The organism is Sulfidibacter corallicola (assembly GCF_017498545.1).
GTDB classification, from domain to species: domain Bacteria; phylum Acidobacteriota; class Holophagae; order Acanthopleuribacterales; family Acanthopleuribacteraceae; genus Sulfidibacter; species Sulfidibacter corallicola.
Genome location: NZ_CP071793.1, coordinates 7208511 through 7229586 on the forward strand (window position 1 = coordinate 7208511; position 21076 = coordinate 7229586).

Below are 21076 nucleotides of genomic sequence, written 5' to 3' on the forward strand. Positions count from 1 at the left end.
TCGGTATTCACTTGCGAAACGCCGGGTGCGCCGCCAGTGCCGCCCGCCGCGTGCGACTCATCTTCAGATGGTGACCGCCGTGCAGGGTAACCCGATAGTCGCCGGAGCCGTTGGGAGTCACGGCTTCGATGCGACCCACGTTGACCAACGTACTGCGATGGATGCGCAGGAACAGGTCCGGGTCCAGTTTGTGCGTCATGTTGGTCAGGGTCTCGCGGATCACGTAGGTTTTCTCGGCCGTGTGGACCTGGACACAGTAATCCGCCGCCTCCACCCACTCGATATCGTCCATCGCCAGGAAGATCGTACGGCTGCCGTCCTTGAGGTACAGCCGCCTGCGCGAAGGGCTCCCTCCGTCCCGCAGCCGAACCTGCTCCTTGGCGCGGGCGAGGGCTTCGTGAAAGCGCGTGTCGCGGTAGGGCTTCAGCACGTAGTCCAGGGCGCGCTGCTCGAAGGCCTGGACCGCATAGTCACTGTAGGCCGTCACGAACACCACCACCGGCGGTGTCACACCCAGCGCTTCCAGATCGTCGAGCACCGCGAAGCCGCTTTTTTCCGGCATCTGGATATCCAGGAACAGGATATCCGGTCGGTTGACGGCGATTTCGGGAGCGGCGCGGCGACCGTCGGCACATGTCGCGATCAAATCCACTTCGGGATCGTCGGCCAACAGGAGTGCGATCCCTTCACGGGCGAGGGGTTCGTCGTCGACGACCATGGCCGTGTAGTTTCGTCTCATGAGGTCACCGGAAGAATCAGGGTGGCTTTGGCGCCACCGCCCTGCCGTCGCTCCAACCGGAGCGAGGCGGCGGTGCCGTGGCGTTCGGCGAGGCGTTTGTGGGTGTTGCCGAGGCCCAGTCCCTCGGCGATCGTATCCGGGGGGCCAGGTCCGTCGTCTTCCACCGTCAACACCAGCGAGGGTCGTTCCAGGGCGGCCGAGAGCCGAATGGTGCCGGCATCGGCCGAAGCGGCGATGCCGTGGCGAATGGCGTTCTCCACCAAGGGTTGCAGAATGAGGGAGGGCACCGGATGCGTGAGCGCGGCCGTGTCGATGTCTTCCTCCAGCCGGAGCCGATCGCCGAAACGGACCTTTTCGATGTCCAGGTAGGTGCGGTTGAAGGTCAACTCCTCGGCCAGCGGAATGTCGGGGGTATTGGTCCGTTCCAGGACGAATCGGAGCAGGTCGGCCAGGCCGTTGATCATTTCCACCGCCGCAGCGATGTGTCGCTTGCGCACGAGCACGGCCAGGGCGCTGAGCGTGTTGAACAGAAAATGGGGCTGCAACTGCATGCGCAACGATTGTAGCCGGGCCCGCACCAGTTGGGTTTCCAGGCGTTCGGCCCGCACCTCGTTCGACCGCATGGCACCGTAATAGGCGTGGGCGTGCCCGGCCCCGATGACCGCCCAGTAGATCATGAAGTACCAGTGGAACAGGTCGCGCATCAGCCAGGCGAAATTCACGTAAAAGCTCGTCGGTCCACTGGCGGTGAAGGTGAAGAAGAGGCCGTACAGGGCCAGGTTGGCGGGCACGATCACCAGGCTGTGCAGCAGGTGGATGGCGAAGGCGCGCCAGCGTTTCGGACCCGTCAACGGGTGCCTGGCCACCACTCTGAACACGTAGGGCGTCAGCGGCACCCACGCGTACCAGACCAACAGTTGAAAACACAAGATGGCGAGGAAGAACGACCCGTCGTGGCTGTCGATGCGCGTGAAGAACAGGTGGATCGTGTTGAGGACGGCCGGCACGCTCCAGACCCCGAACAGAAGCGACACCGGAAGTGCGGTGGGCCGGGGTTCGGTTTCGAAAGGTGCCGACATGGCGGGCTCCGTGTGTGGACCCGATGAATCCAGGAGACTCAAGGGGCGCTTGCCACGTCGAGGTTCTCGAGGAATTCGATGGGTTCGTAGGAAATCGGCAGGGTGTGCATCAAGTTGCCCTTGGCGTCCAACAGGAGCAGGGCCGGCGGTGCTTGGATATCGAAGTGCTCGCGGAATCGCTTGCCTTCGACCGATCCGAACTCGATTCGAGTGTACACGAAATCGTTGTTGAGACGTTGGCGAATGCGGTCTTCGGCGTAGACCTCCTTGTTGAGGGCTCGGCAGTTCGGGCACCAGATCGCCGACACGTCGGCCAGCACGTATTTCGATTCGGCCGCGGCTTCGCGATAGGCTTCTTCGAGACTGTGGTGATGCAGGCCGGTACTGGCCACGGCATGGCGACCCAAGATGAATTGGGAGGCGACCAGGCCCGCGATGAGCAGCAGGAACAGGGCTCCCGCGATCAGGATCTTCTTCGGCATGGCGGTCACCTCTCAGTGTTTGGCGGCGGTGTTGGGGGAAAGGTGGATGGTGACGGACACGATCTTCCAGGCGCCGCCCTCTTTCATGAGCGTGACGTAGTTGCTGAAAATCATGGTGTCCGAAGTGATTACCAGACGGGCCAGGGCGGTGTTCCGATACAGCTCCAGATTGGGTACTTCGAACTGGCGGTTCTGGCCGCCGATTTCGCCCTTGGTCAGCAGTGCCTGGTATTGGTCGCGGTCGACCGCACGCACGCCTTCTCCGGTATGGAAGAATTGAACGGCGCGAGGGTGCAGGGCTTTGCCCGCGAGTTCGGCGTCGCGGAGATCTCCCGAGAGTACGTAGTTCGAAAGCGTTTTGCGAATCGCGTCCTGGTCCGTTCGGTCGTCGGCAAGGCCGGGAAACGCGGCGAGAAACAGCAGGGTGAGCGTGAATGAAACTGTTCGCATGGGGACTCCTTGGGTCCGTCGATCCCGCATACCATGGGAACGCGGCGATGACGGTGCTTGGTTTTTCGACCATGTGGGTCGGTGTCCCCAGCATACGGAGCCTTGTAAACGGTTGCCGGGCTGTTGCAGCCAACCGCAGCAGGGTGCCGCAAACCGTTCACGAACGATTCTTGGAACTGTCCACTAAAAACACGAAAGGACACGAAATGGAAACGCCCGAGAGGGCTTTCTTGGTGATGCGGACGCCTCTCCGAGAGGTATGCGGAACTTATATTGTCGTTTCTCAGTGGGTCAAACCAGAAAAGTTGTGGATGTTCGCCGAGTTGGGTCGAGGTTTTTCGTGTTTTTTCGTGTATTTAGTGGACAAAACACGAAAGGACACGAAATGGAAACGCCCGAGAGGGCTTTCTTGGTGATGCGGACGCGTCTCCGAGAGGTATGGGGAACTTATATTGTAGTTTCTCAGTGGGTCAAACCAGAAAAGTTGTGGATGTTCGCCGAGTTGGGTCGAGGTTTTTCGTGTTTTTTCGTGTATTTAGTGGACAAAACACGAAAGGCCGCGAAATGGAAACGCCCGAGAGGGCTTTCTTGGTGATGCGGACGCCTCTCCGAGAGGTATGCGGAACTTATATTGTTGTTTCTCTCCTGAAACAAAGTGGTGCATTCAACCTGAGCTGGGTCTTGCCGTCGTCAAATCTTGATCAGGAAGCCAGGAATGAACGAAACCAGGAAAAACAGGACCATGATGTGACCCCAAATGCCGATCCTTTCCTGGTTTTCGATGTTCATGGGTTCCTGCTTAATTTTTCGGATGAACGGCCCATGGCCCTTCGCCAGAAACCAGGTTTGCTGTTTCTTTCTCGAAATCGAGCGGGTATGCCCGCCGGTGCGTGGCTCTTATGTAACAAACCCTGTAAAGATCGAAGATAAAGCTGAAAACCTAAACAGGTGGATGTGCGGGGCGTTCGTCGAAAAATGTCGGCCCGGCGCCCTGGGCGGCGACTCAGTGGGCCAAACCTGAAAAGTTGTGGATGTTCGCCGAGTTGGCTCGAGGTTTTTCGTGTTTTTTCGTGTATTTAGTGGACAAAACACGAAAGGCCACGAAATGGAAACGCCCGAGAGGGCTTTCTTGCTGACGGGGACGCCTCTTCGAGAGGCATGCGGAACTTATTTTGTTGTTTCTCAGCCGGTTAAACCTGGAAATTAAGGATATTTGCCGAGGTGGCTCGAGGCGTGCCCACCGTTCCGAGCATTCGCGTGGTTGGTGGGCTGTATTTCTTTCCGTTGTGGGAACCCTGTGTTAGGTTGCGGATGAATGAACGGAGAGGTAGGAGCGTGGCCATGAAGGTATTGGTGACCGGCAGCGCCGGGCATTTGGGGGAAGCACTGGTTCGAACGTTGAGAGCACGGGGCGAAGAGGTCGTTTCCATCGACTTGCTCGAATCGCCCTACACCTCGCACGTGGGCTCGATAACCGATCGGTCCTTCGTGGCCCACTGCATGCGCGGGGTCGAGGTCGTCATCCACGCCGCGACGCTGCACAAACCCCATGTTGCCACCCACAGCCGCCAGGACTTCGTGGACACCAACGTCACCGGGACGCTTCACCTGTTGGAGGAGGCGCGCGCCGTCGGGGTATCCGCCTTCATCTTCACCAGCACCACGAGTACCTTCGGCCACGCGATGAAGCCCTCGCCGGGGGATCCGGCCATTTGGGTCACCGAAGCGGTGGTGCCCCAGCCGAAGAACATCTACGGCATCACCAAACTGGCCGCGGAGAATCTCTGCAAGCTGTTTCACGATCTCTATCGCATGCCCTGCCTGGTCCTTCGCACATCGCGGTTCTTCCCCGAGGACGACGACAACCAGTCCGTGCGCAGCACCTACGACGGCACCAACGCCAAAGTGAACGAGTTCCTGTACCGTCGCGTGGATGTCGAGGACGCCGTCACGGCCCATTTGCTGGCGATCGAACGGGCACCGGCCCTTGGATTCGATCGTTTCATCATCAGCGCGACCACCCCTTTTTCACGGGAGGACCTCGACCTGTTGGGACGCGATGCCGCCAAAGTCGCCGCCCGCTACGTCGATTTCGAATCCGAGTACGCCGAGCGCGGTTGGCGCATGTTCCCGACCATCGACCGCGTGTACGTCAACGACCGTGCGAGATCCCGACTCGGCTGGCGGCCGAAATACGACTTCGCGACGGTCGTGGCGCGTCTGGAATCGGGCGAAGATCCCCTGAGCCCGCTAGCAGCAATGGTGGGCACCAAAGGCTATCACGCCAAGGAATTCGCAGAAGGCCCCTATCCGGTGGACGAGTCACACGGTGATGGTGACGTCGGGCGTGGGTTCCCCGATCCTTGAACACGGACTCGGGAACCTGGGTCGAGATGCCGGGTTCCATGGGCGTACCGGTGAATAGGTCTCCCCCACGTGGGGAAGACCCATATTCTGTCATTGGACCGGCTGGGGAGAGCTACGCTTCCCCGAAGAGATCCTCGAACAGCACGGTGCTCATGTAGCGCTCACCGTTGCTGGGGATGACCGTGGCGACGCGGGCGCCGATGCCCGTGCCTTTTTCGCGCGCGATGTCACGGGCGATCTTGAAGGCCGCGTGGGTGTTGGCGCCGGCGCTGATGCCGGACAACAGACCGTGCTCGGCGGCGAGGCGACGGGAGGTGGCTTTGGCCGTGTCCAGGTCTACCGCGACCACTTCGTCGATCAGCTTGGTGTCGAGGATCGAGGGCACGAAGCCCGCGCCGATTCCTTGGATTTTGTGCGGGCCGGGCTCGCCGCCGCTCAGGACGGGCGAGTCCGAGGGTTCCACCGCAACCAGGCGGATCTTCGGCAATTTGTCTTTCAGGTAGGCGCCCGCGCCGGCCAGGGTTCCGCCGGTTCCCACACCGACGACCAGGGCGTCCAGCGCCCCGTCCGTGTCGCGTTCCAACTCGGGGCCCGTGGTTTTGTAATGAATCGCCGCATTCGCGGGATTGTCGAACTGAAGTGTTTGAAATCCCCCCTTTTCTTCGGCGATTTCCTTGGCCTTCGCGATGGCTCCCTTCATCCCCATTTTTCCAGGAGTCAACACGAGTTCGGCACCGTAGGCCGCCAGGATGCGACGGCGTTCCAGACTCATCGAGTCCGGCATGGTGAGGATCAGACGGTATCCGCGAGCCGCGGCGATCATGGCGATACCGATGCCGGTATTGCCGCTGGTCGCCTCGACGATCAGCCCGCCCGGTTTCAGTTCTCCCGACTCTTCCGCCGCGCGAATCACGCCCAGTGCCAAGCGATCCTTCACACTTCCACCCGGGTTTTGGTATTCCAACTTGACAACGACCTCGGCACAGTCCTCGGTGGCATCCGCAATTTTTACCAGCGGCGTATTGCCGATTACCTTGTCCACGGAATCGTAAATGGTCATTTTGCTACCTCTTTGGTTTTGATACTCCCCCCGAGTTCCCTAGATTAAACCCCAAAATGGAGAACTGCGGCACCCCCTGATGCTATTCCAGGCAGATTGAATGGAAATCACATTCGGTTTTTCGATACCGATTTGGCGGGGAAACACCTGGCCGGAAATGGGGTGACCAGTCGCATCCGAGGATCGCCGCGCTGGCGGGAAGTCGCGAGTCGAGCATCCCAAGGCGATTGCTTTTAGAGATTTATGCTGGGCTCCATGGATTTCGATCCATCGTGCGGAACCCTGCTCTCGGCGGCGAATCGTCGTAAAACGGAGGAGCGGGACGGGTCTTCTCGGCGCCTACAAATTTTTTAAAAAGACCAGAGCTTTGACCGCGCCTTTTTCGTGATTGGGAAAGGCTTCGTCTTCGTCGGTGAGGCCTCCATCGCGGAAACCGCACTTTTGCAGCACGCGAATCGAAGCCGGGTTTTCGGGATGGCATTTGGCGTACACATCGAGCAGCCCGAGTTCCGGGGCCAGGGCCAGGGTGCCCTTCAGTGCCTCGGTCGCATAGCCGCGGCCCCACCATTTCCTGGCCAACACATATCCGGTTTCGGCTCTCGTTTTGGAGACGAAGAAAAAGCCGGTGCTGCCCAGCACCGCGCCAGTGGCCCGATCGCAGATGAGCAGGGGCCCACCCGACCACGTCTCCCAGCACGAATCGCTCAATTCCAGAAATTCACGCGTATCGCGCAGGTGCGTATGGCGGGGCCAGCTCATGAAACGCGTGACCTCGGGATCGCGGGCATAGGCGAAGACGCCTGTTTCGTCCGCTCGAATGGGTTTGCGCAGGATGAGTCGTTCGGTGGTCCAGGTTTCGGCGGCGGTCATCGGCGTTCTCTCGATGCTGGATTTCGAATGGCTCACTATAACGCGAAAGGACGTCGGGGTCATGGGATTTGGAAGGTGGGCGGCGGCGACGCGAAGGGATCCTGGGTCGAAGTACCCCACTTGCCGAAAGCGGCAGTCGTGCTTGTAGGTGAGGGGGCCGCCCTGGCCAACCTGCTCCGTATAGTGGACCCAAGCGGTGTCAACCATATACACCAAAGAGTGAAGCGGAATATCCCCGTCACCGTACCTCACCGAAGTCGCAAACGCCAAAGTTCCCGCATCGTGAGAGGGGTGTCGCGCCTGTAGGTTGGCCCGCTGGGCCGACGCGTCGAAGTAACATGTGCAACGGAAGTGGGTTACTCCAAAGAGCGAAGCCGATCGTTCCCTTCCGGCGCACCAACGAAGTCCCACCGTCCAAGGTCCCCGCATCGTGAGAGGGCCGTCGAGCCTGTAGGTGGAGCAGCTTGCTCCACCAATCGAAGCGACGACCGCTTCGACAGGCGAGCGAGCCGAAGTGCAAAGCGTCGCACTCCCCCGAGCAGGTCAAAGCCGAGATTCCGATTCTCTCGATCGCCTCGCCTCAGCGCATCACAATCGCTTTGATGGGTTGCGCAGGCTGAGAGCGTGTGAAAACATGGCTCGTGTAGATAGTTTTTTGGTTAATCGAATTGTATTCAAAGGACTTACCCAATACAGCCAAACCGAATTCAGTCCATTTTCGACGTTTTCCCACAGCCTCAGGCTGCTCAATCTACAGGCCTTGCGTCGCTTACGCGCTTGCTTCGACGCGTCGGCCTGGCGGGCCAACATACAGGCCTGGCGGCCCTCTCAATATGCGGGCTTCTCGCAGATTGGGGTTTCAATGAACGCGTGGCTGCCAACTGGAGACGCTTCGCTCTTAAAGAGTTCGAAAATATGGGGTTATGTGGCTTCGAATGGTGGAGCAAGCTGCTCCACCTACAGGCCCGACGGCCCTCTCTCGATGCGGGGACTTTGGACGGTGGGACTCCGTTGGTGCGCCGTGAGGGAAATGATCGGCTTCGCTCTTTGGCGCAATGGGTTGCTGTTGCTGGGGTTGCTTCGACGCGTCGGCCCGGCGGGCCAACCTACAGGCTCGACGGCCCTCTCCCGATGCGGGGACCTTGGACGGTGGGACTTCGTTGGTGCGCCGTGAGGGGAACGATCGGTTTCGCTCTTTGGCGCAATTAATTGCTGTTGCTTGGGTTGCTTGCTTCGGTGGAGAAGGGGGCCAGGAAGCTGGACGCTTCCTGGCCCCCTTCCGCGATGGATTCGCGATCAGTCCAACAGCTCGGGATGGTTCATGATGATCAGGATGGCGGTCAAGCGACTCAGGTAATGGCGATCGCCTTCGTAGCCCTGCTCGATCAGCGCCCAGGGATCGCGCGTGCCTGTCGCCTCGATGCCGCTCAGCACCTTTTGGGAGCCCGCGTTGTATGCCAGCATCGTCAAACCCCAATCTTGGAATTGCAACTCCAGTGCGCTCAGCATGCGCAACGCGGCATCCGTGGACCGAACCACGTCGAGACGCTCGTCCACCTCTTCGTCCACGCGCAGGTTGAACTTGCGTGCCGTATCGGGAATGAACTGCCACATACCGGCGGCGTGGGGAAATCGCGAATTGGGCGCCAGGGATTGGTATCCCGATTCGAGAATCGGGACCGCCATCAGTTCGGCCGGGAGGTTGTAGGCCTTGAGCTTGGTCTCGATGGTGGGCTGGTGTAGCGCCATCCGCTCCAGCGCCGAGCGCATGAACTTGCGGCCCTTGGGATGGCCGACGAGACGGTTGAGCTGGTCGAGGACCGCGTCGTTGGCGACCACGGGAAAGACACTGTGGCTGGCCGTGTTCTCGGCCAGAACCCGGACCTCGTCCATGCCGATGCGGCGGTCGAGGACCAGGTCACCGGCGGCGAGGGCCGAAAGGGACAACAACGCCAAGGCCGTCGTGGCCAACAGTGCGGTGACCGACTTCCGCCGGGGTCGAGTTTGGAACATCATGTCGATTCTCCTTTGGAGGATGGTTGCCGAACCACGCGACGCCATACCCATGGTACCGCTGGGTAGGGCGGGCGTGGCCCGGGCGTGCTCCGCCACCTTGATCAGGCAGCGGCCATAGGCCTGCGGCGCAACCATCTTGCGGCCGACAAGCGATTCATCGCAGGCGTATTCTTGGGTGTCCGAAAGAGTTTTGTGCCAGAGCAGGAAGAAGGGGTTCCAGATGGAGAGCCCCCTCAGCACGAAGAGCGGCCAGGCGAGCGCCGTGTCCCCTTGACGATGGTGCTGTAATTCGTGCCGCACCACGATGTGGTATTGATCCGCGTCTTCCAGCAGCGCCACCGGCAGCAGGACCACCGCCCGGCCCGGCAGCTTGAAGGACACCGGCACGTCGATCTCGTCCGTCACGCGCACGCTGACTCGGCCGATTTCGCGGACCGTCAGGGCGCGCTCGTAGAGGCCGTGCAGCTTGCGGAATCCGCCGATCATGGGCCAGAGGGCCAAAGCGGCCAGACTCGCGAGGAACAGGAGGAAGATCAGGGACAGATTCGCGAGGGGAATGGCCTGGACCCAGGAATCGGCCGACGCGATCGGGACCCCGGTCGCGGCACTGCCCAGATTCAGCTTGGTCGCGCCCTGGTCGTCCATCCACAGATGAGCCGAGGAAGACAAAAATGGCTCTCCGGGCAGCAGGTTCACCGCCAGGGGCATGAGGAGCGTGAGAAACCCCATCAAGTAGAGAAGCTTGAGTAACGAGGTCGCGGTCATCCAGCCCCATTGCTGGTGGGCCCAACGGCCGTAACCGAAGGCGATCAGGCTCACGGGCACCCAAAGCAACTGGACTTCCAAGTAATACAGCAGCAGTTCCATCGAATCCATGTCATTCACCCCGCGTTTCCAGCAGGCGACGCATCGCCGCCAGCTCTTCCGCCGTCAGGTTTCGGGTATCCAGCAGGCGCGCGACCAGCGCCAGCGGTGCGCCCTCGAAAACCTCTTCGAGCAGGTGATCGACGCTCTTGGACTCGTAGTCGGGTCGTGCGATGGCGGGCTGGTACAGGTGACCGCGGCCCTGCTTCCGCGCCGTGACGAATCCCTTCTGGGCCATGACGCGCAGCATGGTGGAGACGGAGGTGTAGGCCAGGGGCCGATCGGGCGGGAGAGCCTCGATCACCTGGTGCACGCTGCTCTCGCCGATGCGCCACAGGATGCGCATCAGCTCCAGTTCGGTCTGGGTGAGTAACTTGTTCGGATTATGTGTCTTGCGGACCATGGGCATGCCTCTTCTGCGAGTGGATGACCGATTTTAACTAAAGTTTTAGTTTGAATTCAACTAAAAACTTAGTTGAATCGTGCTGGGCGCCGAGACGGTGCCCGGTTTGTCTGTTCCGACACCCCTTTTCAAAAATTTTGCATTTCCCTTTGGAGATTTCTCCCCGAATGCGGCGAACCCACATGAGGTCGAGCGGTGCGCATCGGTTTGTGGTGGCCCTACGACCCGCTCTCCCGCGGCCGCGCCGGATCGCGAAGCGAAGGGCTGTCGCCCTTCGGTCGAGCCAAGATCCGGCGGTGGCGCGAATACTCGGAGCCCAATCAAGGAGAAATGTATGTCCCCGTCCTTATCGCGAACCTTTTTATTCGCGTCCATCCGGCTGATCTTGCCGGCCGTGCTGATTTGGATCGGCACGGCGGCGGTCGCCCAGAGCCCGGAGGTCGAAATCGATCCGTTCCAGACCGATCGCGACGACCTCGGCGAGGCCCTCGACTTCCATGGTGTGGTCTACAACGACACCACCGGCAAATTGCTCTTCAACCTACCGCCGATCGGCCCGGGTCGACTGGCGCTGCAGGGCGCGGTGCGATCCAGCCGGCGCGTGACCCAGTGCGAGACACCACAGAATTGCGTGGAATCGGAATGGTCGTCCATCATCGGCCACAATGCGGATTTGGGTTACGGACGCCTGTTGGTGTACAACCCCATGGACGACGCGCCGCCATTGGAAAAACGCCTGCCCAACGGTCGCGTCAGTTACATCGATCCGCAAGGCAACGGCACCCAGTTCAAGCGGGACTACCTGTTCCAGGACATCGATCCCGAAACCGAATACGACAACCACCACTTCATCGACGCCCAGTTGCGCCGGATCACCCGCGACCTGGACGTGCCCTTCGGTCAGGGCCGCTACTACCTGCTGGATCCCAACGGCACCAAGACCGTTTTCGAGCCTTACCTCGGGCATGTGCCCGGTGGTGTTCTGAGCGCAGCGCAACTGGCCGATCCGCAGACGCTCCTGGTCTTTTATCCCGTCGAGATCGTAGCGCCCGACGGCCGCCGGCTGACGATCACCTACCTGAACGATTTGACCGAACCGGCGAACGCCGACCCCAAGGCCACCGACCTGATCAAGATCTCCCACGTGGATGACGACTGGTACCGCCGCCTCTTTTTCAAGTACTACGGCAGCGGACCCTTCGCCGGCTACCTGGAGGAATTGGGTCTGGGCACGCCCGCCAACACCTTCGCCACCACCAAGAAGTTGATGCGCTTCGATTACGTGCAAAGCGGCGACTACACGCGGTTGGCCGGTGTCACCACGCCCGAGGGCTACCGCACCGAACTGCGTTGGAAGACGCTGGATGAAGATTACGTTCGCGGCCTGAACGTGCTCGATTCGGTTCGGCTGCCCAGCGGCCTGGAAGTCGCCCTGACGCACGGTCTGGTCGAAATCGAACACGATCGCTTTTATCCGACCAAGCACCTGCGCGTGCTTTCGATCACCAAGCGCCAGGCATCCGGTTCCGACCTCTACCGTTACAGCTACGACTATCAAAAGGGGATCGGGTTGGGGACCGAGATCGGCGCGGCACCGGCCCCGCATAGCTGGCTGAAAGTCACCTTGGACGCCCGCGACCTCCAGGGCGGTCCTTCGTTACAGCGCACCAGCTATTACTACAACAACGGCCCCGGAACCGACGACAATCCGTTGGAAGGCCTGACCTTCAAGGCCGGGCAGCTCAAACACCGGATCACCAGCTATACGGACGGCCTCGGAACCCTGTCGACGACCCGCGAGGATTGGGATTTTTCGCGCGTGGCACTTTGGAACACGGTAGGGACGCCGCCCTCCTGGCTGTTGAACCAGGGCACCATTCATAAAGTGGTCGAAGCCGATACCCACAAGCTCCATCACGTACGTCCGACACGCTACCGCAAACAGTCCGACGGGATTTGGACGGTGCTGGACCTGACCTACGATTACAACCGCGACGAGGGCATGAGCCCGCAGGCCGGTGGACTGGAAGGCGCCCTGTTGCAGGCGACCGAGCTCATCCGCTACCCCGAGACCGATCCCGGCACGGCGTCGCGGCAGCGATTCACCTACGACAGCATCTACGCCGTGGTCCAGCCGGGACAGAGCGCGGCCGGGCACGCCTACATCCTGGCCCGACGCCGCGGCGCCGAGGAAGCGATTCGCCACGACGGCCTCGCCTTCGGCACGATCAAGAAAATCGAGAACGACTACCGCCTCGAACCTCACCAATACGTTCCCGGCAGTACGCCCGCGGAACTGATCTGGCCGCTGGTGACCGAACGACGGCTCCACGCCGGCTCCGGAAATTACGTTCGCACCATCACCGATTACTACAACGGCGGCCCCTATGCCGGATTGCAACGCAGCACGACCACCGGCAGCAGCGGCCAGCCGACCCAGTACACCGCCTACCAATTCGGCCAGCCCAGCCGTGTCGAGCCTCCGCTGGGACTGCCCGAGGTTCGGTTCTACAACATCGACGAGACCGTCAAGGAAGAAGAAGTGGATGGCGTCCGAACCGGTTACACCTACGACCACGACGGCCGAGTCGTTCGGGTCTCCAATTTGGACGGCGAAAAGGTCGACGAACTGACCCGCTACGCCACCCCCGCCGAACTCCTGGCCGGCAATCACTCCGTGCTCACGCAGCGGAGTGACCGGTGGGAGCGCGAAACACGAGACATCTTCGACCGGACCATCGCCGAAGCCCACAACGTCCAGGCGGGTGTGGAAGGCGAGCACACCCGGACCGAATACGATCTTTTGGGCAATGCACGCCTGGTGACGCGGCTGGACGTAGATCCGGCCAGCGGCGCCTCCGTCGTGAAGGCCGTCGTCAAACGCGAGTTCGACGTGCAGGGTCGGCTTCGCCGCGAGTGGACTTCGGCGTCGCCGAGCCGATTGGCGCAGGGCGATTACCTGCAGGAAAAGAACTTCACCTACTCGGCCCTGACCGACGGCGATATGGTGAAGACCAGTTACTACAACCTGGGTGGACGCACCGGCAAACTGCATGCGCGAACCGACTTCTTCGAGCGCCAGGTCAATGCCGGCATGGAAACCGCCGACACCCCCGGACAAATCAAGTACACCCACTTCTCCTATCGCTTCGACGGCGACCTCCTGGTCACCGTCATTCAGCCGGAAGGTCACGACCACTACCGCATGATCAAGAAGGATTGGTTGGATCGGATGGTCCTGGAGATGCACCCCGAAACGGAGGGCACCACCCGCTACGTCTACAACGACCGCGGCCTGTTGCTGCGCAAGTTCGAAGCGGGTGGGCCGGCCTGGTACTACGTGTACGATGCGCGTGACCGGCTCGTGGAAACCCACGCGATGGATCCCGCCACGGGCCAACCGCGCCATCTGGTGTCCCGCAATCACTACAACGCGGCCAACCAGGTCGAGAAGGTGGAGAGCGGCAACGGCGTGCTTCGATCCGTGCTCCAATGGGACGCCCTGAACCGCCCGCTGGTCGTCCAAGACCATATTCCCGAACTGGATCCGGCCCCCACCAGCCTGGAGCCCCAAGCGCTTCAGATCGAAAATCTCGACCACATTTCCTTTTCCTGGGAGGGGAACTCCCACGGCTACATTCTCGAATTTGGCAAGGATTCGCTGCCCACGCTGGTCTTCGACGTGACCGGTTCGAGCTGGGTCCTGGGTGCCGACCAGTTGGTGGCGGCCGTGGAGGCCCAGGTCGCCTCGGCCGTGGATCGCGCCGCCTGGCTGGCAGCCCATGACCCGAACTCCGGCGTCTTTCTGGACACCGAGAGCGACTATCGCTGGCGGATCCGCGGCGTCGGGGAACACCACGTGCCGACCGCCAACAGCGAGTGGGTCGCCTTGCGCGATGCCTTCGTGCGCATCGAACCCGCCGACCTGCATTTTGGCGATGCCGTGGCGATCGGCGATACCGTGAGCCGCGACATGACGTTCACCAACGTCAGCACCCGGGTTCTGGAAATCTCCCTCCCGGGTGATTCGCAAAGCCCGTTCTCTACCGATACCGACGTGTTCTCGTTGCAGCCGGGAGCGCACCGCATCGTCACGTGGCGCTACGCACCCACCGAAGCGGGCGACCACCACGCGCATCACGAGATCACCGTCGATCTGCTCGATCCGTTCGATACCGTGCAGCAATCCATCAACCTTACCGGAACCGCCGTCGACGCCGGCCTTCCCGATCCCTACCTGATCTGGCCCGAAGGGTTTACCGGCGATTTTGGCGCGGTGCCGCCCGGCGATTCCGTTTCGGTGGTGTGTACCGTCACCAACCGCGGGGGCGGCGTGCTCAACGGTGAAGTTCGCCTGGAAGGCGATGCCGCACAACTGCGCGGCTTCAGCGTGGCGCCCGTGACCTACAGCGGATTGTTGCCGCACGACGAAGCGCCCGAATCCCAGGCCCAGGTGACCATCACCTTTTCGCCCGAGGAAGAGGTCGAGGCCTACGACGTGACCGCCGTCTTCACCGCCGACTACGGTTCGGATGTTTCCGTGTCGTTGCGCGGTCGGCCCTATTTCGATCCCGAGGCCGGCACCATGTTCATTCCTGAGGCACGCCGCTACCTCAATTTCGGACAGATTCTGGACAACGAGACCGCGTCCAAGACCACCCAGCTCCTCAACATCGAACCCGACAGCACCATGCGCGGTGTCACCGTGACCCTCAGCGGTCCCGATGTCGACAAATTCCGCCTGGTGGAAAGCCCGGCCGGCAGTGGTTCACCCGCGGCCTGCGGTCCGCTGCGCACCGACATTCCCTGCTACCCCGAGTTCGTGTTCGACCCGAATGGTGAGGAGAATCCGGCCGGCGAGAGCTTCCGGGCCACGGCCACCTTCAACCACCCCGGCGATGCACCCATCGAAGTCCAATTGCAGGGCACGGCCAAATCGCCGCCCAAACTCAACGTCAGCCTGGAAAACACGCCCGGCCAACCGGTGTCGATCTACGATTTCGGGCAAGTCCTGCGCGGCGTGACGCGTGAGTCGGTACCCCTGCGCATCAACAACGAGGGCGGCTTGGGCGCCGCGGTCTTCGTCACCATCACGGGCCCCGACTACGCGGCATTCGGCACGCTCGACGGTTTGCACACCAACACCGAAGGCATCTGGATCGACGGCCACAACTACGCGTCCACGATCCTCACCTTCAGTCCACAGGACAACCGCGTCTACGAAGCGGTTCTCCAGATCGCCGCGCCCGAAATCGGTCAGAGCTTTCAGGTCAACCTGAGAGGGGAGGGCCAGTTCGGCACCGTGTTCGCCTTCGACGACAGTCAAGAGGTTCGTTTCCCCGCCGGTGGTGTGGGTCGGACCGTAACCCTGCCGCTGAAACTGATCAACAACTCCGGCACCTTCATCGACCTGACCGTGGAAGGGACCGGTGACTTCGCCGGCAATGTCTCGCCTTACGGCGGCCAGGGCGGCGGCGGTCCGTACCAACTGCCCCTGTCCGGCAGCTACGGCACCGACTTCCTAGAATTCACCATCCCGCGCAAGGGACCCGCGAGCGGCACCATCTGCTTCCGCGACGCCCAGGGTTCCAGTGCCTGCCTCGAATTCAGCGGCGAAGGCACCGAATCGATGACCTTCCTCTATTCGTTCGAGAACACCGCCGAACCCGTGACGACCCTGAAGCCCGTTTCACCCTCGGGAACCAACAGGGAACGGTACGACCAAGTGAAGAAATGGGGCTTCGGCCGTCCGATCCAGATTCGCAAGCATACGCCTGCCGGGCGCATCATCGAGCTCTCGGTGCCGGAACCCTTCCAGTTGTTCGAATGGGACTTCGTTCGGCAATACCTCGATGTCAACGTGAGGGGGGTCAACAGCATGGTGCTGACGGGTAACGCCAATCTGACCCTGGGCCTGGTGACCGACGAACCGGGTCAATACGAAGCGCGCGTCACCGCCGTCATTCGGGACGCCGAGGGTGTGAACACGGGTCTTCCCGTCGAGACGTATCAGTCGGAACCGTTCGTGGGCGAGGTGATTTCGGCCCAAATCGAAGCACCCGAGACCTACGACTTCGGAACGGTCCCGGTAGGCGTCAAACGCAGTTTTGCGTTCGATCTCGCCAATTTGAGCGACAAACTCGTTGCATTGAGCATGGATTCGGGACGCAACGGATTTGTTGCACACCATTCCGGTCTCCAAGGCAACACCACGGTGCTCCAGTTGTCCCATCGAGGCACTCCAGGCGATCAAATCCCCTTCGTGGTCGACTACCAACCCGAGACCGCCGATCAAACCGACAGCCACGTCTTCCGTTTCGTGGAGAAGGGTCGGGTGGTGCACCAACTTACCGTGACCGGACGTGGCGGTCCCGCCCATCCGGAAGGCAGCTTCGCCACCGCGACGCCGCTCTCCACCGATCTGGACGGCGGCATCGATCTGGGCGCGCTCGGTGGGCGCCAACACCGCTTCGTCCCCATGGTGGTCACCAACAACACGGCCCAAACGTTGGAGGGTGCCCTCGTTCTGGACCAAGACGGCAAGGGCGAGTTGCTCATGGAAGAGGCCTTCTTCAGCATTCCCGCCCGCGGCAGCGTGACGCTCGACCTCGATTTCTGGGTCGTGAATCCAAGAGCTGGAAGAAACACGGTGCTCTTCTCCGTCGGCGGCGCGGTCCATCATCGCGTGCCGGTGCGTTTCGAATCGGGTGATCGACCCTTCGAGGTGGATTCGGAGACCTTGAACTGGGGCTCCGGTCCGGCGGGTCGCTCGCTCGGGCGCAAGGCGTTGGCGTTCACCAACACGTCTTCCGAGAGCCAGACGGTGTCGATCGCCTCCTCCAACGAGGCCTTCGTACCCGTGACCTCGCAGATTCAGGTGGCGCCTGGGACTTCCGGCACCGTCGCCTTCGAATTCACGCCGGCAGTCGCTCGTGCCTACAGTGGTTCGCTGCTGTTGACCGTCAACGGCGATACCTATTCGCTGAACCTGCTGCGGGGGAGCGGCTCGGCCATCGAGGCGCTCTACCGACTCGATGGCGAATACCTGGACGCCTTCAATCAGTGGTACTTCCCGGAGGGCGTGTTCTATCGCCCGCCCCACGAGGATTTGAACGAGCCGCAGATCGAACGTCTGCAAGTGACCAACATGGGTCGCGAGGCGGCGAGAATTCGCGTGGAACTTGCCTACGACACGGAGTCCCTTCCTTACGACCTGGCCGACGCGCCTTTCGAACCTCCCGTCTTCGACCATCTGCTCGGCTCCCTGCAAGGCGCCGGTCATTCGGCGGAGTACGAACTGACCTACCACCCCTACATCGGGTTGGGCCTGGCGGTACTTCAGGTCTACGTCGACGACCAGTACCGCGACTCGACCCTGGTGTGGGTGCCCTTCCCTCGATATTGACGAGCCTCGGGGCGGGCCCTGGCGTCCGCCCCGTCCGACCGCGATCGACCCGGTCCTCGCGACCGGGCGCGTCGGTGCCAACCCTCAGCGAGCCTCCGGGCTCACAACCTTTCGCGCATTTGGAGATCATCATGACGTTTCAAAGTATGTGTCGAACCCTGCTCGTCGGGTTCCTCACCGCCTGGATGGCGGCCGCCCTGGGCGGGCAACTCATCTACCAACACGACTACCGTTACAATGAAACCGGTGAATTGGCAGAACTGACCCACGCCAACGGTTTCGTTTCTCGCTACACCTACAACCAGCGGGGGGACCAGCGATCGGTGGTGCACCAAGGGTTCCAGATCGAACACCAGACCTACAACCTGGCCGGTCAGGTGACGGGTTCCCGCTACCACGCGTTCAATGGGCAGGGGCTCGCGGTTCCGTCCGGCAGCGCGACCCTCGATTACGACCCCCTCGGCCGCCTGAGCGGGCAAGCGCTGGACATCGCCGGCAGCGGGGCCTATCGCGCGACCGACATCTCCTACGACGAACTGGGGCTGGTTACCGGCTTGACCGTCCAGAACGGTCAGCTCAGCGGCGAAGTGGCCTACACCTACGGGTCCCAGGCCGAGCTGCTGAGCTACCGTTTCGATGGCCAGACCGTCCGGTACCACTACGACGGTCACGGCAACCTTACCGAACACGACGCGATCCGCGATATGGTGCCCTACAGTGCTGCCTTCGACGAGGGCAACCCTTACCACCGTGACGGCTGGGTCTACGATGCCGCCGGGCGCCTCGTCGAAGACGACGATTACCGCTACCACTACGGCTACGACCAGCGCCTGGCCCTGATCCGCGACAAACACAGCCGCAAGGTGGTCGCCCATTACCTCTATGACGCCGACGGCAGACGGGTTCGCGAGGGCGAGGAAGATCGCGATACTTTCACCGCGCGGGACGAAGCGGGCAACATCGCGTCCGAAGAGATCTTCTTCCACGATGGCCGGAGCCAGATCCGCAACCATCTGACGATCGACGGAAAGGGCGTCGCCAAGACGGTTTACGAAAGCGAGGTGCTCGTCGAGGTCGAGGCCCGGTTCGGCGACCGTTTGGACAACCCGGTGGTGCGCTGGTCCGGCGAACAAACGACCCACCAGCAATACAGTCCCTATGGGCAGCAGTTGGACGCGGACAGCACCCACCTGGGTCCCTACGGCTTCACCGGCGTGCACAGCGATGATTATTCCGGGTTGACCTACATGCAGGCGCGCTACTACGACGGCATCGCCGGGCGCTTCACCCGGCCCGATCCCGCCAAAGCGTTCAACCACTTCCAACCGGGCAGTTACAACCTGTACTGCTATTCGCTCAACAACCCGGTCAACTTCTACGATCCCGACGGGAATTTCAGCTTGCCGAAGGGCACGGGGAAACTGCTTTCCGGGGCCGTGGTGGCCATTGGTGCTGCCGTGGTATTGGCGTCTTCCGCGCCTGTCGTTGCCACCGCCGCTGCGGGTGTGGCGCTCTACACGGGGACCGTCACGCTTTTGGAGGGCGTCAAGGAAGTCGGTTCGGATCTGAAGGGGAACCACGTGGAGGTACCCGACACTCTGGTGGAACTGGGCGCCAAAGCCGCCGAGAAAATCGGGATCGCTCCCGAGTATGGAGCAACCGCGGTCACTTCGGTCAGAAATGCCGCCGAGTTTGTTACCGCCGGCAAACTGCCAACCAATGCCGCCAAAAACTTGGGGTTGGCCGGAGTTGGGGCGAAATCCGCCAAGGATCACGGTGACAACGCCAAGAAGTACGGCAAAACAAAGGTCAACGACAACAGTGCCGTCAAGGACGAGCAGAAGACCTTCAACAAGGAAACGAAGTAGATTCAATGGGTTCCGTCTCATGGGGCGGAGCCCTTTCCCTGTTGTTCCCGGCGATTCACGTCACGGGGCACGTGCCGACCCATCCTGTTCGGATCGAGCCATCCAGGATGCCGCTCGAGAATCATCGGCCTGCCACTTCCCACCGTCGGGATGTGGTCAAGGAGGACCTCATGTTCGAATCCGATCCGCTCGCGCCGATCACGCAACTGCTGCAGGCTTGGAGCGAGGGCGACGCCTCGGCATTGGAAACGCTGACACCGTTGGTTTACGGAGAACTGCACCGCATCGCCAATGGGCTCTTTGCCGCGCACGGCGCCCCGAAGGACATCCAACCCACCGCCCTGATCAGCGAGTTCTTCCTGAAACTGATCAAGAGCAAACCGCAGAAATGGCCGAACCGCCGCATGTTCTTCGCTTCGGCGAGTCGGCAAATGCGCCAGATCCTGGCCGACCTGGCCCGCAAGCGTCGCTCGCTCAAGCGCGGCTCGGGTCAGCCGGATTTGCCGCTCGACGAGCACCGAGACGGCGATGGGGAACCACCCAGGGCCTTGGATCTGCTGGTGCTGGACGATTGCTTGGAGCGCCTGCGGGCCCGCGATCCGCAGCAGGCCACCATCGTGGAGTTGCGTTTTTTCTGGGGGCTCTCCTGGGACGAAATCGCCGATCTGCTGGGTGTGAGTGAACGTACCGCACGGGCCAAGTGGGCGTTGGCTCGGGTGTGGCTCTATTCCCAGATGCGTGGAGGGGATGATTGCGAGGGTCCGCTCGATTGAGCGGCGGTTTGGTACTCGAAGGGGCTGGGCTTGCAAGCCGCGGAAAATTTTTACCACCGAGGTCGCGGAGGTCACGGAGCTTGGGCGAGGGAGGAGATGGGCGTTTCCGTCAACCCGATTAATATGTCGTGCTGGGGTAGGGGAGAAAAGCGCGATGCAATCGAGGAACAGCGATGCATTCGCGAACGGTGTCCGTTACTTCTGCTTCGAGTACTGACAAGTTTTCCAAACCCTAGAGTCGCTGAACGGTGTTCGGTGGATGTGATTTTAATTGAAGAAACCCTCCAATATCCACGAACCAAGATGTTAAATGATATTTTCGATTTTTATTATTGATTCACTAATGTCATTAAAAAAATGTAAAAAGCATTGAATAGTAACCTGCGATTAAACAGATAAGTCTACTTTTTCTATGTAGCCTTCCCGGAAATCACTCTCTTGTGGCTCATCTTTGGCAAAAAGAATCTGTCCACGAATCACACAGAATGACACGAATTAAAAAATCATCCTTGGATCCTGTTTTCGCGATTTGTCGAAGGACCGACGGCACTGCGGGAATCATTTCGTGGAAAAGCTTTGATGCGTGTAATTCGAGTGATTTGTGGACAAGGTTGTTCTGTTTTGGAACGTCAAATGAGTGTTTCCTGCTTGTTTAGAGAGGCTTAACATTATCAACTACTCTCTTGAAACAAAGTGGTGC

The 21076-nt window shown here is 60.9% G+C and carries 12 protein-coding genes; 4 read left to right on the forward strand and 8 right to left on the reverse strand.

The window, feature by feature from the left end:
* Window positions 1-7: 7 nt before the first annotated feature.
* Genes J3U87_RS22380 through J3U87_RS22395 form a run of 4 tightly spaced genes read right to left on the reverse strand, consistent with a single transcriptional unit; the run spans window position 8 to window position 2750 of the window.
* Complete coding sequence (locus J3U87_RS22380) at window positions 8-739, reverse strand: LytR/AlgR family response regulator transcription factor (protein WP_237377997.1); 732 nt, start codon at window positions 737-739, stop codon at window positions 8-10.
* Window positions 736-1818 carry a sensor histidine kinase gene (locus J3U87_RS22385; protein WP_237377998.1) on the reverse strand — a complete coding sequence of 361 codons (1083 nt, stop codon included), beginning with the start codon at window positions 1816-1818 and terminating at the stop codon, window positions 736-738. The genes J3U87_RS22380 and J3U87_RS22385 overlap by 4 nt, the downstream gene beginning before the upstream one ends.
* A 38-nt stretch (window positions 1819-1856) precedes the next feature.
* On the reverse strand, window positions 1857-2300 hold the full coding sequence (locus tag J3U87_RS22390; protein ID WP_237377999.1) for a thioredoxin family protein: 444 nt from the start codon (window positions 2298-2300) through the stop codon (window positions 1857-1859).
* Between the two features lie 12 nt (window positions 2301-2312).
* Complete coding sequence (locus tag J3U87_RS22395) at window positions 2313-2750, reverse strand: nuclear transport factor 2 family protein (protein ID WP_237378000.1); 438 nt, start codon at window positions 2748-2750, stop codon at window positions 2313-2315.
* A gap of 1341 nt (window positions 2751-4091) precedes the next feature.
* Between J3U87_RS22395 and J3U87_RS22400 the strand changes: the two genes are divergently transcribed.
* A complete protein-coding gene (locus J3U87_RS22400; RefSeq protein ID WP_237378001.1) occupies window positions 4092-5117 on the forward strand; it encodes an NAD-dependent epimerase/dehydratase family protein in 1026 nt (341 codons plus the stop codon).
* 112 nt (window positions 5118-5229) lie between these two features.
* Here the strand turns inward: J3U87_RS22400 and cysK are convergent, their stop codons facing one another.
* The 4 genes from cysK to J3U87_RS22420 form a co-directional block, all read right to left on the reverse strand.
* Window positions 5230-6177 carry a cysteine synthase A gene (cysK, locus tag J3U87_RS22405; protein WP_237378002.1) on the reverse strand — a complete coding sequence of 316 codons (948 nt, stop codon included), beginning with the start codon at window positions 6175-6177 and terminating at the stop codon, window positions 5230-5232.
* A gap of 339 nt (window positions 6178-6516) precedes the next feature.
* Window positions 6517-7047 (reverse strand): GNAT family N-acetyltransferase, encoded by a 531-nt coding sequence (locus J3U87_RS22410; RefSeq protein ID WP_237378003.1) that lies wholly within the window; start codon window positions 7045-7047, stop codon window positions 6517-6519.
* Window positions 7048-8343: 1296 nt separating this feature from the next.
* Window positions 8344-9939 (reverse strand): M56 and MltD domain-containing protein, encoded by a 1596-nt coding sequence (locus tag J3U87_RS22415; protein WP_237378004.1) that lies wholly within the window; start codon window positions 9937-9939, stop codon window positions 8344-8346.
* A gap of 1 nt (window position 9940) precedes the next feature.
* Window positions 9941-10330 (reverse strand): BlaI/MecI/CopY family transcriptional regulator, encoded by a 390-nt coding sequence (locus tag J3U87_RS22420; RefSeq protein WP_237378005.1) that lies wholly within the window; start codon window positions 10328-10330, stop codon window positions 9941-9943.
* Between the two features lie 334 nt (window positions 10331-10664).
* Between J3U87_RS22420 and J3U87_RS22425 the strand changes: the two genes are divergently transcribed.
* From J3U87_RS22425 to J3U87_RS22435, 3 genes are all read left to right on the forward strand, one after another.
* The gene (locus J3U87_RS22425; RefSeq protein ID WP_237378006.1) at window positions 10665-17735 is read left to right on the forward strand and encodes a choice-of-anchor D domain-containing protein; all 7071 of its coding nucleotides are present in this window, start codon (window positions 10665-10667) and stop codon (window positions 17733-17735) included.
* 131 nt (window positions 17736-17866) lie between these two features.
* Complete coding sequence (locus J3U87_RS22430) at window positions 17867-19603, forward strand: RHS repeat-associated core domain-containing protein (protein ID WP_237378007.1); 1737 nt, start codon at window positions 17867-17869, stop codon at window positions 19601-19603.
* A gap of 170 nt (window positions 19604-19773) precedes the next feature.
* A complete protein-coding gene (locus tag J3U87_RS22435) occupies window positions 19774-20376 on the forward strand; it encodes an ECF-type sigma factor (RefSeq protein WP_237378008.1) in 603 nt (200 codons plus the stop codon).
* Window positions 20377-21076: the final 700 nt, after the last annotated feature.

Bases quoted from the DNA above. Each gene is read 5' to 3' on its own strand.
- J3U87_RS22380 (WP_237377997.1), bottom strand. From the start codon at position 739: ATGAGACGAAACTACACGGCCATGGTCGTCGACGACGAACCCCTCGCC.
- J3U87_RS22385 (WP_237377998.1), bottom strand. From the start codon at position 1,818: ATGTCGGCACCTTTCGAAACCGAACCCCGGCCCACCGCACTTCCGGTG.
- J3U87_RS22390 (WP_237377999.1), bottom strand. From the start codon at position 2,300: ATGCCGAAGAAGATCCTGATCGCGGGAGCCCTGTTCCTGCTGCTCATC.
- J3U87_RS22395 (WP_237378000.1), bottom strand. From the start codon at position 2,750: ATGCGAACAGTTTCATTCACGCTCACCCTGCTGTTTCTCGCCGCGTTT.
- J3U87_RS22400 (WP_237378001.1), top strand. From the start codon at position 4,092: ATGAAGGTATTGGTGACCGGCAGCGCCGGGCATTTGGGGGAAGCACTG.
- cysK (WP_237378002.1), bottom strand. From the start codon at position 6,177: ATGACCATTTACGATTCCGTGGACAAGGTAATCGGCAATACGCCGCTG.
- J3U87_RS22410 (WP_237378003.1), bottom strand. From the start codon at position 7,047: ATGACCGCCGCCGAAACCTGGACCACCGAACGACTCATCCTGCGCAAA.
- J3U87_RS22415 (WP_237378004.1), bottom strand. From the start codon at position 9,939: ATGGATTCGATGGAACTGCTGCTGTATTACTTGGAAGTCCAGTTGCTT.
- J3U87_RS22420 (WP_237378005.1), bottom strand. From the start codon at position 10,330: ATGGTCCGCAAGACACATAATCCGAACAAGTTACTCACCCAGACCGAA.
- J3U87_RS22425 (WP_237378006.1), top strand. From the start codon at position 10,665: ATGTCCCCGTCCTTATCGCGAACCTTTTTATTCGCGTCCATCCGGCTG.
- J3U87_RS22430 (WP_237378007.1), top strand. From the start codon at position 17,867: ATGACGTTTCAAAGTATGTGTCGAACCCTGCTCGTCGGGTTCCTCACC.
- J3U87_RS22435 (WP_237378008.1), top strand. From the start codon at position 19,774: ATGTTCGAATCCGATCCGCTCGCGCCGATCACGCAACTGCTGCAGGCT.